Origin of the sequence: Lampropedia hyalina DSM 16112, from assembly GCF_900129055.1 — a bacterium.
Taxonomy (GTDB): domain Bacteria; phylum Pseudomonadota; class Gammaproteobacteria; order Burkholderiales; family Burkholderiaceae_C; genus Lampropedia; species Lampropedia hyalina.
Genome location: NZ_FQUZ01000016.1, coordinates 25,251 through 39,618, shown reverse-complemented (window position 1 = coordinate 39,618; position 14,368 = coordinate 25,251). Strand labels below are relative to the sequence as shown.

Genomic DNA, 14,368 nt, shown 5'->3' with positions numbered 1-14,368 from the left:
ATTCACAACCAAGGATTTCTCCATGCCCTCTCCCACCACGCCCTTCGCGGTGGCGGTCACGCCCGTCGCTCTCTCGGTTGCCCTGCTCTGCATGGCCAGCAGTGCCACAGCCCAGGAAACCCCGGCCAGCAACGTACTGGATGAAGTGGTGATTTCCGCCGCCGGCTTCGAGCAGAAACTCACCGATGCTCCGGCCAGCATCTCGGTCGTGACCCAGGAAGAGTTGGCCAAGCGGCCCTACACCAGCCTGATCGATGCCGTGCGCGACCTCGAAGGCGTGGACGTGGGCGAAACCTCCGACAAGACCGGCCAGCGCACCATCAGCCTGCGCGGCATGGGTGCCGACTACACGCTGGTGCTGGTCAATGGCCGCCGCCAGAGCAACCACGGTGACATCTACCCCAACAGCTTCCAGGGCAACCAGTTCAACCACATTCCACCGCTGGATGCCATCGAGCGCATCGAAGTCATTCGCGGCCCGGCCTCCACGCTGTACGGTGCAGATGCCATGGGCGGTGTCATCAACATCATCACCAAGAAAGTGGGCGACCAATGGGCCGGTTCGGCCACGGTCGGTCGCAGCTTCCAGCAGGACAGCCAATTTGGCGACGACACCACGCTGGACTTCGATCTGCGCGGCCCGATCGTGGCCGACAAGCTGGGCCTGAGCATCCGTGGCAGCATTTACGACTACGAGAAAAGCGAACCCAACTACGCGCCATTCACCGATCCCGCCGGAGTGGTACACGAACGCTCGCTGGGGTTCGGTAGCGGTGGCCGCACGGTGGACAAAACCAACAAGTCCCTCGGCTTCAGCCTCGCCTTCAAACCCGACAGCCGCCAGAGCCTGACCCTGGACTGGGATATGTCGCGCCAGAAATACGACAACAGCGAAAGCCAGTTGGGCACGCTGGACGGCATTGCCTCGGTATGGCGCGCATCAGGCGGCATCGTGCAGCCGCGTGTGGGCTACACCCGCGACCAGCGTTTCGAGCGCGACAACTGGGCACTGACCCATGAGGGCGAATGGGACTTTGGCCGCAGCTTCGTCTCGCTGGCCTATGTGGAAACCAGCAACCTGGGCCGTTCCCTGCCCTTCCGCCCCGGCGAACGCCACTTGCTGCAAGAAATGTACAGCGGCACCGGAGCCTATGCAGGTATGAGCACGGCAGAGCGTCGTGCCCTGGCCGAATCTACCTTCCTGCCGCGCCCCAAGCGCACGCTGGAAAGCAACCAGTACACGCTGGATGCCAAATTCGACATCCCGCTGCGCAATCTGGCAGGCGACCACATGCTGGTCGTGGGCGGGCAGATGATCGATGGTGAACTGGTCGATGGCGTGTTCGGCATGGAAAAAGACCAGGACACCGGTGCGCAAAAGCAGAAGATGTATGCCCTGTTCGTCGAAGACAACTGGATGCCCACCGAGCAATTCACGCTCACGGCCGGGTTGCGCTACGACCACCACGACACATTCGGCAGCCATGTCTCGCCGCGCGTGTACGGCGTTTATACGCTCAATCCACAATGGACCGTCAAGGGCGGCGTGAGCACCGGCTACAAAACCCCCAACACCACCGACCTGTATGACGGCATCACCGGCTTTGGCGGCCAGGGCACCAACCCCTGGGCCGGCAACCCCGACCTGAAGCCCGAAACCAGCCGCAACAGCGAGCTGGCCGTGTACTGGAACCACCCGAATCGCCACAGCTTCAACGCCACCATCTTCCACAACAACTTCAAGGACAAGATCGACAATGGCGAAGTCACCCAGACCTGCGCCCAGACCGGCGGCGTGCGTCCCTGCGTGAACCTGGGCGACTACGGCGACCTGGGCTACACCAGCTACAGCCAGAAGGTCAATGTGGCCAAGGCCAGCATCCAGGGGCTGGAACTGGCCGGACGTTACCAGTTGCTGCCCGCCATCGGACTGCGCGGCAATTACACCTACACCGACAGCGAGCAGAAAACCGGTGCGGATGCAGGCCAGCCCCTGACCAACACATCCAAGCACATGGCCAACCTCACGCTGGACTGGCAGGCCCTTCCCAAACTCAACACCTTCCTGACCGCCGAATACCGCTCCAAACGCTTCCGTGGCTCGGTAGACCCCGCCACCGGTGAATTCCTGTACTACGAAGGCTATAACGTACTGCACCTGGGAGCCAGCTACAAACTGAACAAGAACGTCACCATCACAGGCCGCGTCAATAACCTGCTCGACCGTGACTTCACCAGCTACCGCACCTCGGTCGTACAGAATGCCGATGGCAGCTATGACGTGAACTTCGTGGACGACTACAACAACAAGGACAGGGCACGCAGCTTCTGGATCAGCATCAACGCCCGCTTCTGATCCTGCCTGCTCCACCCCGCCCTTTGCCCGTTCACACTGCGGCAAAGGGCTTTTTTTATGTTGGCCTCGTTGGGGGCTTTTTTCGTGCAAACGGCTTGAAACACCTCCCGCACGACCTTAGATCAGGGACATACAGGAGGATTTTCATCCATGCGACTCGACAAACTCACCACCAAATTCCAGGAAGCCCTGGGCGATGCCCAATCCTTGGCACTGGCCAACGACCATGCCTACATCCAGCCCCTGCACCTGCTGGCAGCCATGCTCCAGCAGCAGGACGGGCCGCGTGCCCTGCTGCAACGCGCCGGGGTCAATGTCAATGCCCTCGCCCAGGCGGCCACCGCCGCCGTCCAACGCCTGCCGCAAGTGCAAGGCCAAAGTGATGTGCAACCCAGCCCCGATCTTGGCAAAGCCTTGCAGGCCACCGAGAAAGAAGCCCTCAAGCGCGGCGATCAGTTCATCGCCAGCGAACTCTTTCTGCTCGCCCTCACCGACAGCAAGGACGAAGCCGGACGCATCGCCCGCGAACACGGCCTCACCCGCAAAAGCCTCGAAGCGGCCATCGATGCCGTGCGCGGTGGCCAGGGCGTGGACAGTGCCGATGCCGAAGGCCAGCGCGAAGCACTGAAGAAATACACGCTCGACCTCACCGAACGCGCCCGCAGCGGCAAGCTCGACCCCGTCATCGGCCGCGACGACGAAATCCGCCGCGCCATTCAGGTGCTGCAACGCCGCAGCAAGAACAACCCCGTGCTCATCGGCGAACCCGGCGTGGGCAAGACCGCCATCGTCGAAGGACTGGCACAGCGCATCGTCAATGGCGAAGTCCCCGACACCCTGCGCGACAAGCAAGTGCTTGTGCTCGACATGGCCGGGCTGCTCGCCGGAGCCAAATACCGGGGCGAATTCGAGGAACGCCTCAAGGCCGTGCTCAAGGAAGTCTCCCAGGAAGAAGGCCGCATCATCCTCTTCATCGACGAAATCCATACCATGGTCGGTGCGGGCAAGGCCGAAGGAGCCATCGACGCGGGCAACATGCTCAAGCCTGCCCTCGCACGGGGCGAACTGCACTGCATCGGTGCCACCACCCTCGACGAATACCGCAAATACATCGAAAAGGATGCCGCGCTGGAACGCCGCTTCCAGAAAGTGCTGGTGGAAGAACCCAGCGTCGAAGACACCATTGCCATCCTGCGTGGGCTGCAAGAAAAATACGAAGTCCACCACGGAGTGGACATCACCGACCCGGCCATCGTCGCTGCGGCCGAACTCTCGGCACGCTACATCACCGACCGCTTTTTGCCCGACAAAGCCATCGACCTGATCGACGAGGCTGCCGCCAAGATCAAGATCGAAATCGACTCCAAGCCGGAAGTCATGGACAAGCTCGACCGCCGCATCATCCAGCTCAAGATCGAGCGCGAGGCCATGAAAAAGGAAACCGACGATGCCTCGCAGAAACGCCTGAGCCTCATCGAGGAAGAACTCAGCAAGGTCGAACGCGAATACGCCGACCTGGAAGAAATCTGGAAAGCCGAAAAAGCCAGTGCCCAGGGCACCGAGCAACTGCGCAAGGACCTCGACCAGTTGCGCTTCCAGATTCAGGAAGCCACCCGGCTGGGCGACTTCAACAAAGTTGCCGAACTGCAATACGGCAAACTGCCCGCGCTGGAAAAACAGTTGCAGGAAGCCCAGGCCAAGGAAGATGCCGCCGACAGCACCGCATCCACCCACAAGCTGCTGCGCACCCAGGTCGGAGCCGATGAAATCGCCGAAGTCGTCAGCCGTGCCACCGGCATCCCGGTCAGCAAAATGATGCAGGGCGAGCGCGAAAAACTGCTGCACATGGAACAAGCCCTGCACCGTCGCGTCGTCGGCCAGGACGAAGCCGTCAGTGCCGTGGCCGACGCCATCCGCCGCTCCCGCTCCGGCCTCTCCGACCCCAACCGCCCATTGGGCAGCTTCCTGTTCCTTGGCCCCACCGGCGTGGGCAAGACCGAGCTGTGCAAGACGCTGGCCTCCTTCCTGTTCGACAGCGAAGACCACCTCATCCGCATCGACATGAGCGAATTCATGGAGAAACACTCCGTGGCACGGCTCATTGGCGCGCCTCCCGGCTACGTCGGCTACGACGAAGGCGGCTACCTCACCGAAGCCGTGCGCCGCAAGCCCTACAGCGTCGTGCTGCTCGACGAAGTGGAAAAAGCCCACCCGGACGTATTCAACGTGCTGCTGCAAGTGCTCGACGACGGCCGCCTCACCGACGGCCAGGGCCGCACTGTGGACTTCAAGAACACCGTCATCATCATGACCAGCAACATCGGCTCCTTCCTGATCCAGGAACTGGCCGGGCAGGACTATGACATCGTCAAGGAAGCCGTCTGGGGTGAACTGAAAAACCACTTCCGCCCGGAATTCCTCAACCGCATCGACGAAACCGTGGTCTTCCACGGACTGGACGCGAAAAACATCGAAGCCATCGCCCAAATCCAGCTTCGCGTGCTGCAACAGCGGCTGGACAAACTGGAGCTGCACCTGGAAGTATCGGATGCAGCACTGGCCGAACTGGCCAAGGTCGGCTTCGACCCGGTGTTTGGCGCGCGTCCACTCAAGCGTGCCATCCAGCAACGCATCGAAAACCCGCTCTCCAAACTGCTGCTGCAAGGCCAGTTCGCCCCCCGCAGCACCATCCGCGTCACCGTCGATCCGGTCACCAAACCCGGTGAGTTCCAGTTCAACTGATGCACCAGACACACGAATGGATGACCAGCAACCAAGGGCATCCATTCGTGTTGTTTTTTTGCTTCGCAAATGAAACTGTATCGTATCTGCAACGACTCAAGCAGAGCCGCGATGGACAGCAACCATGCTGCTGCTGGAGTGTCCTTACGCCCACTGATCTTTTTCTGCCAGCCAATCGACCGCAAGAAAATTGATCTTGCGCAAAGAACCCATCCAAATCAATAGTCAAGGTTCCCCATCATGGAGAATTTTCTCCGCAGCACACGGCAAAATGGCGCACGCCGCAAGCACACCCCGTCCGCGACAACAGCCACTCCACACAACTCCAAAAAATTGCTGTGTCGGCTTGCGCCTTTGTGCTAATATCAAAAGCGTAGCTATGTCTTGGATTAGTTACGGTTTCAAACCACTCTTTCTCTTAACGGAGTTCTCATGAAAAAAAGTCTTCTCGCCCTGGGCGCACTGGCTGCTCTGGCTGGCGGCGTGGCACATGCTGATGTCATCGTCAATCAAAACAGCACTGGCGCATCTTTGGCCGTTCAACCTGACGGCATCGGCCAGATCCTGACTGTTCCTTATTTCTCCACACAGGACAACAACACCACCACCCTGAACCTGGTGAACACCGATACCGTCAATGGTAAGGCCGTCAAGATCAGCTTCCGTGGCGCACGCAACTCGGATGACCTGTTCGACTTCTATGTGTACCTGTCTCCTGGCGATGTCTGGAACGCCACCGTTCAGCAAAATGCCGACGGCTTCAGCGAAATCCACTCCACCGACACCAGCTGCACGGTTCCCCGCAAAGCTGAGTTGTACGCCAACCTGAACGGCCCGCAAAGCAAGTTCAAGGATCTGCGTCTGCCTACCGCCACCAAGGGTGCAAACGAAACCCGCGAAGGCTATGTGTACTTGATCAACACTGCCGACATTCCTCCCGTCGTCAATGGTGTGACCAACCAACTGTGGGGTGCCATCAAGCACACTCCCACAGGTGGCTCGCCTGCTTGCGGCACCCTGGTGGAAAACCATCACTCCGCAGCCCAAAACATCACACAATGGTCCGTGGCCCAAACCACTGGCTATGACTTCCCGACCACTGGTCTGTTTGCCAACTGGCTGGTTCTGAACGTGCCCAAGGCAGTCGTGAACAGCGGTGAAGCCACTGCCATCGCAGCAGAAGATCCTAACGGCAATGTGACTGCCGGTAACTTCGTGCTGTTCCCACAAGTGCGCCAGGCCTACAACTACGTAGACCCTGCACTGGGTACTCTGGCTGACACCATCGCCAGCCGCACCGCTGACCCTGTGCTGCGCCTGGATCCAGCTGCAAACTCGACAGCCCAGTTCTTTGACTTCCCGGATCTGTCCACTCCCTATGTTGGTGCCAGCACCAGTGCCACCCGGCCTACAGAACCCGCAAGACCTGATCCTACAGCCTTCGGTGGTAGTACCACCAACGCTGTGGGCCTGACTGCCGTGTCTGCTGGTACCCCGAGCGTGACCTACGGTTATGTGCCAAGCGGCAGCGTAGCTGCTTTCCAGACAGCAGCCAACACCTACGTTGCAAACATGGTGACATACCAGAACGCCCTGGCTGCATGGCAACTGAATCCTGGCAGACGTTCGGATGCCCAGGCCAACGAACTGTCGCGCGAGTTCGCAGTCAAGACCGTGGTCAACGAGTACATCAACGGTTACGACTCCTACTTCGCGACCGACTGGGTCCTCTCGTCGCCTACACGCCGTTATGCCGTGGCCCTGGGTCAGGCAGGTGCCATCTGGGAAAACACCACCAGCAACTACTGGCGTTCAACTGGTGCTGGCTTTAACTCCAGCATCGCGAACAACACCATCGTGGTGAACTCCATCGAAGACTTCTCGGTCTGGAACCGTGAAGAAGTGGACAGCGACGCACCCGTGGTTTCGCCATTCGCACTGCCAACCCAACCTGTTCTGCCAGGTGAAGCCAGCGTATGGCGTTTCCGTGATGCCAACAACGTGGACGGCAGCAACGGTGGCTTTGTACTGGGCAGCGATCTGATTACACAAATCGTGCGTCTGGACAACGTTACCTCCACTAACCCTGCAAACGTGGGCGTAGGTGCTTCGTTCAACGAAGGTTGGGCACAGTTCATCTTCAACAACACCGTGCCTGGCTCCAACGGTCGCCTGCCTGTTTATGGCTACGCTTCCTACAGTGCCAACGGTTCATTCAGCATCGGTGCTACTTTCAACCACCGTTACACACGATAAGCCCTCGCTTATCGCTTGATTCCGATCATTGGAACCTGTACCCAGGTTCCAATGTGGTGTCAAAAAAAAGGCAGGTACCCCACCTGCCTTTTTTCATGTCTGCTTGTTTTTCCTGTTTTCACATGAACTTGCATGGCTACCGCCCCCAGCTTCCAGACAGCAATAGCTCAAGCACTGAACCAAGTAAGGTGGCTTTATGATGGGCAGCTATTTCATCGATGTTGCCACCACCATGAATATTCTCTTCATCCACCAGAACTTCCCCGCCCAATTCAAGTTTTTGGCCCCCGCGCTGGTGCGCCAGGGGCATGTGGTTCACGCCCTGTGCATGCGACAACCCTCCCATGCTGGCCAATGGCAGGGCGTGCAGGTTCACACATACAAAGCAGAGCGTGGTTCTGCTGCCGACGTGCATCCGTGGGTCAAGGATTTTGAAGCCAAGGTGATTCGTGGCCAGGCATGCTGGGAAGCCGCGCAGGCACTGAAGGCACAGGGCTTTGTACCGGATGTCATCATTGCCCACCATGGCTGGGGCGAGAGCCTGTTTCTGAAGGATGTCTGGCCCCATGCCAAGCTGGGCATTTACTGCGAATTTTTCTACAACCAGCATGGCGCAGATGCCGGTTTCGACCCTGAGTTTCCCGTCAGGGAGCAAGGCAATGCCAATCGCCTGCGCTTGAAAAACCTCAATAATCTGCTGCACTTCGACGATGCCGATGCGGGCATCAGCCCCACGCATTGGCAGGCCAGCACGTTCCCGGAACCCTTCCGCAACCGGATCACGGTCGTGCACGATGGGATCGATACCCAGGCGGTGGCACCCAACCCCGCAGTGCGCCTGACACTGAAAACCAGTGCAGGCCAGCAGATTAGTCTGTCACGGCAGAATGAAGTGGTCACCTTCGTCAATCGCAACCTGGAGCCGTACCGGGGATACCATGTCTTCATGCGGGCATTGCCGGAGCTTTTGCGGCGCAAGCCCCAGGCGCGCATATTGATTGTGGGAGGCGATGATGTGAGCTACGGGGCACGGCCAGAAGGTGGCCGCAAGTGGAAGGATATTTTTGCCAGTGAAGTACGCCCCCAGATCAGCGATAGCGACTGGAGTCGGGTGCATTTTCTGGGAACCGTGCCTTACCAATATTTCATTCCGCTGCTGCAACTCTCCAGCGTGCATGTGTACCTGACCTACCCATTTGTGCTGTCCTGGAGCCTGCTGGAAGCCATGAGCGCAGGCTGTGCCATTGTGGCCAGCGACACCAAGCCCCTGCATGAGGTAATTCGGCACGACGAAACCGGCAGGCTGGTGAATTTCTTTGATCCAGCAGAGCTGGCCCAGCAGGTATGCGCTTTACTGGACGACCCCGCAGCCCGGCAGCGGCTGGGAGCCAATGCCCGCGCGCTGGCCACCAGCACCTATGACCTCAACACCGTGTGCCTGCCTCGCCAGTTGGATTGGGTGACTGCGCTAGGGCGTGTCATCATGTAGATTCACCCCCGCGCCAGTGCGCCCCGGCAGGCCAATCTAGGCGCACGCCGCCGCCCGTATGTCGATACGGGCAAGGTGTGCAACGACGAGTGGCCTGTCGGGGCACGCTGGCCCGAAGGGTTGGATCCAAAAAGGCCGTGCGCGGCGTTGCAAAGCCTCGCAAAGCAAAAGCCTTGCTGTGTTTTGCGCCTTGCTCACAGCCTTTTTGGACTCCAACGCGGAGGCGAATCTACATGATGACACGCCCTAGCCAGCTCCTGACGGTTATATCAGGCTCGCCGCAACCACAGGGCCAGCACCCCGGCCACCAGTCCCCAGAATGCCGCGCCGATGCCGGCCATGCTCAGGCCGGAAGCGGTGACCAGAAATGCCACCAGTGCCGGTTCACGGTCGGCTTCCTGCTGCAAGGCCGCCACCAGACTGCTGGCAATGGTTCCCAGTAGGGCAATCCCGGCGATGGCCATGACCAGCTCCTTGGGGAAGGCCGCCAGCAAGGCCACCACGGCACCGCCCAGCAAGCCTGCCACCAGATAGAACATCCCTGCCATGACGGCTGCCACATAGCGTTTGTTTGGGTCTTCGTGGGCCTGTGGCCCCATGCAGATGGCGGCAGTGATGGCTGCCAGGTTCATGGCGTACGCACCAAAGGCCGCCAGCACGGCATTGACCACGCCCACAAACCCCAATACTGGCGAAACCGGCAAGGCGTAGCCCGCAGCACGCGCCACGACGACACCAGGCACATTCTGCGAGGTCATGGTGACGACGAACAATGGCAGGGCAATGCCAAAAAGAGCCGCCCACGAAAATGTGGGAGTCACCCATTGCGGTTGCACCCCTTGCCACTGCACGGTCTCGAAATGCAGCAAGCCTTGAGCAGCAGCCACCAGCACGCCCACCAGCAGGGTAAGCAGCACCGCATAACGGGCCAGCCAGCGACGCGCCAGCAGATAAGCCAGCAACATGGCAAGCACCATCAGCGGCTGGGTCTGCACGGCCACAAAGGCATCCAGCCCAAAGCGCAGCAGCACCCCGGCCAGCATTCCCGAGGCAAGGGCCATCGGAATACGGCCCATGATTTTCTCGAACCAGCCGGAATACCCCACCCACGCCACCAACATGGCAGACAGCAGAAAAGCCCCTATGGCATCGGTCAGCGGCAGACCCGCTGCACTGCCCATGAGCATGGCCGCTCCTGGGGTAGACCAGGCCGTGACCACCGGGATGCGATAACGCAGCGACAGCACGATGCAGGTGATGCCCATGCCCAGCCCCAAGGCCCCCATCCAGGAGCCGATCTGCTGGGCAGACGCGCCCAGTGCCTGCCCAGCCTGAAACACGATGACGGCCGAGCTGGTATAGCCCACCAGCACGGTAACAAAACCGGCCACCAGAGCCGAGAGGGAAAAATCGCGCCAGAAAGGCCGATGCGGGGTGACAGTGCTGGAAGCAGGATGGGGAGCGTCAGGCATGGAAAAAGTCCAGGGGAAGGCCAATGCAAAAAGCAGATTATCTTCCCGCACGATCCATGCCTGCTGGCACGAATCGTGGCTGAATTTTTGCAAAGCGTCAATGCTTTCAACCCGTCATTCCGGCGAAGGCCGGAATCCAGTCACCCCATATGCCGCTTGGAAATAACGGTGTTTTTTGCAACGTCCTCACTGGATTCCGGCCTTCGCCGGAATGACGGCAGCCTGGAGAACCCTCTCAAGATAGCACGATCGTTGTATGGTCAGCCCTGACCGGAACTGTCTGCCGGTTTGCGCTCCACCAGCTTGAAGGTGCCGGTGGCCAGTGCCAGCAGCTTGCCATCCTCGTCGTGTACCTGACCGCATGCGAAGCTCAGGGAGCCACCGCGTCGCTCACAGGTAGCGGTGGCGATCACGGCCGTTCGTGCCGTGGCCAGAAAATGCACCGTCAAGTCCACGGTGAGCACGCCATACCGTGCCGGGTCGTGGGCACGGCAGGCACTGGCGAGGGTGCAATCGAGCAGGGTGGAGAATGCCCCGCCATGCACTTCCCCCCGGCTGTTGGTGTAGGCCGGGGTGTAGGGCATGCGCACCGTGGCCTGGTCGTTGCCAATGGCCAGCCCTTCCAGCCCGAAAGCCTGGGTCAGCGGCATGGGAAGGTCGAACAACAAATCAGAGGCGTTGGATTGAACGGTGATGTCCGGCATGAGAGGCTCCTTGGGGGTGGACTGAACAGTGGTGTGAGCAGCGCAAAGTCAGCCTGCGGCCTGCTCTCGCTCACGCACCCGCGCCAGCAGGCGTTGGTACACGGTGGGCGAGACGAATTTCTGCACTTCGCCATGCAGTGTGGCAATTTCGCGCACATAGGTGCTGCTGATGAACTGGTAGCGCACGTCAGGCGGCAGAAAGACGGTTTCCACGTCGGGCATGAGGCCCCGGTTCATGCCTGCCAGTTGCATCTCGTAGTCAAAATCGGTGACGCTGCGAACGCCGCGCACCATGACATGGATGCCATGCTCCACGACGAAGTCGCGCATCAGGCCACTGTAGCTTTTGACCTGGATGTTGGGCACGTCGTGCAGCACCTGCTGCACCATGTCGATGCGCTCGCCGAGGCTGAACATGGTTTTCTTGTGGTGGGCAGCGGCCACGGCCACGATGACCGAGCCAAACAGGCCGGCGGTGCGGCGGATCATGTCTTCATGCCCCAGTGTGATGGGGTCGAAACTGCCGGGGTACACGGCGAGTCGGGTATGGCTCATGCGCTGGCTCCCTGTCGGTGGTAATGCACGAATCGGTAGGCAATGCCGGAACCGATGCCCTGAATATCGCTTTGGCCACTTTGGCTGTCGGCCACGGCAAAGCCACTGCGATCCCAGTCGGGGAAACGGGTATCGCCCGGCACATCGGCATCGATTTCCGTCAGATAGACATCCGTGGCATAGGTCAAGGCCTCCTGGTAGGCACGATGCCCGCCAATGACGAACACGGTCGGGCTTGCGCCCGGCAAGGCCAAGGCTTGCTGCATGGAAGCGACGACGATCACCCCATCGGGCACGTCCAGCTTCTGCGAGGTGATGACCACATGCTCACGGTGGGGCAGTGGCCGGGGAAAGGACTGCCAGGTGTTGCGCCCCATGACGATGCGGTGGCCACTGGTGAGTGCCTTGAAATACTGGAGATCGGCCGGGAAATGCCAGGGCAGGCGACCATCACGGCCAATCACGCCATTGGCGGCAACGGCGGCCACCAGGGCCACGCGGGTGGCTGGGGAAAACTGGGGTTCTGGCATGGATGCGGGACTTTCGTGACAAGCTGGAATCGGAAGAATGCTGGGGAATCTAAATGATGACACGCCCTAGCACGGGGGATAATACCGCACTCCCTCCCCTGCCTGTACCTGCCCTTGCCGTGACCATTCCACAATCCTTCATCGACGACCTGCTGGAGCGCACCGACATTGTCGATGTGGTGGGGCGTTACGTCACATTGAAGAAGGGGGGCGTGAACCTGATGGGCCTGTGCCCGTTTCACGACGAGAAAAGCCCTTCTTTCACGGTCAGCCCCAGCAAGCAGTTCTACCATTGCTTTGGCTGTGGCAAGAACGGTGATGCCCTGCGCTTTCTGATGGACTACACGAATGTGGGCTTCGTCGATGCCGTGGAAGACCTGGCGCAACGCGCCGGTATGCAGGTGCCACGCGAAAACATCAGTCCCCAGGAGGAAGCCCGCCGCCAGCAGGCCAAGGAAACCCGCCTGACCCTGACGGAACTCAACGCCAAGGCCATGCAGGCCTACAAACAGCACCTGCGCCACTCGGCCAGCACCATCCAGTACCTGAAGAAACGCGGGGTATCCGGCGAGCTGGCGGCACGCTACGCGCTGGGCTATGCCCCGCCGGGAGAACATGCGCTTGCCAGCGTATTCCCGGACTATGCCGACCCCCGGCTGGAAGAATGCGGCCTGGTGATCTTCCGCGAGGAAACCCACCGCCGCTACGACCGCTTCCGTGACCGGCTGATGTTCCCCATCCGCAACCTGCGCGGCGAGTGCATCGGCTTTGGTGGCCGCATTCTGGGTGACGGCCAGCCCAAGTACCTGAATTCGCCCGAAACGCCGCTGTTCCACAAAGGCCGTGAACTCTACGGACTGTACGAAGGCAAAAGAGCCATCGCCCAGGCGGGCTACGCACTGGTCTGCGAGGGCTATATGGATGTGATTGCGCTGGCGCAATGGGGCTTCGGGCAGGCAGTGGCGACGCTGGGCACGGCCTGCGGCCCGGCGCATGTGCAACTGTTGTTCCGGCACACCGACCGCATCGTGTTCGCCTTCGACGGCGACAACGCCGGGCGCAATGCCGCCCGCAAGGCCCTGGAATGCGCCTTGCCGCTCATCACCGACACGCGCACTGTGACTTTCCTGTTCCTTCCCAAGGAGCACGACCCCGACAGCTTCATCCGCGACCACGGCCCTGAAGCTTTTGCCGACAAGGTGCAGCAGGCCATGCCCATGAGCCAGTACCTGCTGGAAGTGGCACGGCAGGATTGCGATCTGTCCACCCCGGAAGGCCGCGCCCGCATGAGCCATCAGGCCCGCCCCCTGTGGCAACTGCTGCCGCACAACGCCCTGAAAATCCAGATTTTCGATGCAATTGCCCAGCAGGCACAGATGGCCCCGGCCAGCCTGCAACAACTCTGGCATCTGGATGCCGCCACGCCCGCCCCTGCGGCCACCAGCCCACCGAATGAATCATGGGCCAGCGAAGCCCCGCCCGATGCGCAGTGGCTGAACGAAGACTTCCCTGCCAGCCCGGACCCCATGCCTGCGGCGGACTGGGCACCGTTCGCCGCGCCACCCCATGCACCCCCCCATGCACCCCCCCATGCACCCCCCCATGCACCCCCCCATGCCAGCCCATCAGGCCACGCCACAGGCAAGACACCACCGCCCCGGTATCCACGGCCATCTGTGCGGAGCCATGCGCCGACACACGGGCTGAACCGCCCCCGGCCTGTCAGCCGCGATGAACAGGCTCTCTGCATTCTGCTGGCGCACACCGCCCTGCTGGACGCGCTCAGCGAAAAAGACCTGCACATTCTGCGCAAGCTCGCCCCTCCCGTCGGGCAGATTTTTGGCTGGCTGGAAGAACAGCACTTGCAGCACGGCGCACAGGCCTGGCCACAACTGGCCCTGGCACTGGCAGACACCCCGCACCACCCCGGCCTCCAGCGGCTGGCGGCGCGCATCGAATTCATCGGCCAGAACACCCTGGACGATGCCGCCCTGGAGCTGCAAAGCACACTCAACGGCATCATCGACAACCAGATCACCGAGCAGATCGAACGGCTGCAACAGGAGTTCGTCCACAACCCCGAAGCCCGGCACCAGCTCCAGTCCCTCCTGCGCCAGCGTGCCGCCATGAAAAGTGGTCGCACCGCACCGCCTTGAAATGGCGCAACTTCAGTACAATATGGGCATTGCAGCCGCAAGAGCGACAGCAGCACCTCCGGGGCAGGCAAGCGTGGGCCACCAATACCACCGCCTCCACATCCGCAA

At 60.7% G+C, this 14,368-nt stretch carries 9 protein-coding genes; 5 read left to right on the top strand and 4 right to left on the bottom strand.

Annotated features, from left to right (window positions below; translation table 11 throughout):
- Positions 1-22: 22 nt before the first annotated feature.
- From BUE21_RS07865 to BUE21_RS07850, 4 genes are all read left to right on the top strand, one after another.
- Positions 23-2,356 (top strand): TonB-dependent receptor domain-containing protein, encoded by a 2,334-nt coding sequence (locus tag BUE21_RS07865; RefSeq protein WP_073356177.1) that lies wholly within the window; start codon positions 23-25, stop codon positions 2,354-2,356.
- Between the two features lie 150 nt (positions 2,357-2,506).
- Positions 2,507-5,098, top strand: a complete 2,592-nt coding sequence (gene clpB / locus BUE21_RS07860; RefSeq protein WP_073356138.1) for an ATP-dependent chaperone ClpB — start codon at positions 2,507-2,509, stop codon at positions 5,096-5,098.
- A 432-nt stretch (positions 5,099-5,530) separates the two neighbouring features.
- Entirely contained in the window at positions 5,531-7,354 is a 1,824-nt protein-coding gene (locus BUE21_RS07855) for a hypothetical protein (protein ID WP_073356137.1), read from the top strand.
- Positions 7,355-7,586: 232 nt separating this feature from the next.
- Entirely contained in the window at positions 7,587-8,843 is a 1,257-nt protein-coding gene (locus BUE21_RS07850) for a glycosyltransferase family 4 protein (protein WP_073356176.1), read from the top strand.
- A gap of 269 nt (positions 8,844-9,112) precedes the next feature.
- Here BUE21_RS07850 and BUE21_RS07845 read toward each other — a convergent pair whose 3' ends face one another.
- The 4 genes from BUE21_RS07845 to BUE21_RS07830 all read right to left on the bottom strand — a co-directional run bounded on the left by BUE21_RS07845 (position 9,113) and on the right by BUE21_RS07830 (position 12,104).
- Positions 9,113-10,315: a benzoate/H(+) symporter BenE family transporter gene (locus BUE21_RS07845; RefSeq protein ID WP_073356175.1), complete on the bottom strand. Its 1,203-nt coding sequence runs from the start codon at positions 10,313-10,315 to the stop codon at positions 9,113-9,115.
- Between the two features lie 260 nt (positions 10,316-10,575).
- The gene (locus BUE21_RS07840; protein WP_073356136.1) at positions 10,576-11,019 is read right to left on the bottom strand and encodes a PaaI family thioesterase; all 444 of its coding nucleotides are present in this window, start codon (positions 11,017-11,019) and stop codon (positions 10,576-10,578) included.
- A gap of 48 nt (positions 11,020-11,067) precedes the next feature.
- Positions 11,068-11,574, bottom strand: coding sequence for a pantetheine-phosphate adenylyltransferase (gene coaD / locus BUE21_RS07835; protein ID WP_073356135.1), 507 nt, complete (start codon positions 11,572-11,574; stop codon positions 11,068-11,070).
- A complete protein-coding gene (locus BUE21_RS07830) occupies positions 11,571-12,104 on the bottom strand; it encodes a dihydrofolate reductase (RefSeq protein WP_073356134.1) in 534 nt (177 codons plus the stop codon). The genes coaD and BUE21_RS07830 overlap by 4 nt, the downstream gene beginning before the upstream one ends.
- Before the next feature lie 119 nt (positions 12,105-12,223).
- Between BUE21_RS07830 and dnaG the strand changes: the two genes are divergently transcribed.
- On the top strand, positions 12,224-14,260 hold the full coding sequence (gene dnaG, locus BUE21_RS07825) for a DNA primase (RefSeq protein WP_073356133.1): 2,037 nt from the start codon (positions 12,224-12,226) through the stop codon (positions 14,258-14,260).
- The last annotated feature ends 108 nt before the right edge of the window (positions 14,261-14,368 follow it).

What these genes read in the sequence shown, in the direction of transcription:
- BUE21_RS07865 (WP_073356177.1), top strand. Translation starts at nt 23, where the DNA reads ATGCCCTCTCCCACCACGCCCTTCGCGGTGGCGGTCACGCCCGTCGCT.
- clpB (WP_073356138.1), top strand. Translation starts at nt 2,507, where the DNA reads ATGCGACTCGACAAACTCACCACCAAATTCCAGGAAGCCCTGGGCGAT.
- BUE21_RS07855 (WP_073356137.1), top strand. Translation starts at nt 5,531, where the DNA reads ATGAAAAAAAGTCTTCTCGCCCTGGGCGCACTGGCTGCTCTGGCTGGC.
- BUE21_RS07850 (WP_073356176.1), top strand. Translation starts at nt 7,587, where the DNA reads ATGAATATTCTCTTCATCCACCAGAACTTCCCCGCCCAATTCAAGTTT.
- BUE21_RS07845 (WP_073356175.1), bottom strand. Translation starts at nt 10,315, where the DNA reads ATGCCTGACGCTCCCCATCCTGCTTCCAGCACTGTCACCCCGCATCGG.
- BUE21_RS07840 (WP_073356136.1), bottom strand. Translation starts at nt 11,019, where the DNA reads ATGCCGGACATCACCGTTCAATCCAACGCCTCTGATTTGTTGTTCGAC.
- coaD (WP_073356135.1), bottom strand. Translation starts at nt 11,574, where the DNA reads ATGAGCCATACCCGACTCGCCGTGTACCCCGGCAGTTTCGACCCCATC.
- BUE21_RS07830 (WP_073356134.1), bottom strand. Translation starts at nt 12,104, where the DNA reads ATGCCAGAACCCCAGTTTTCCCCAGCCACCCGCGTGGCCCTGGTGGCC.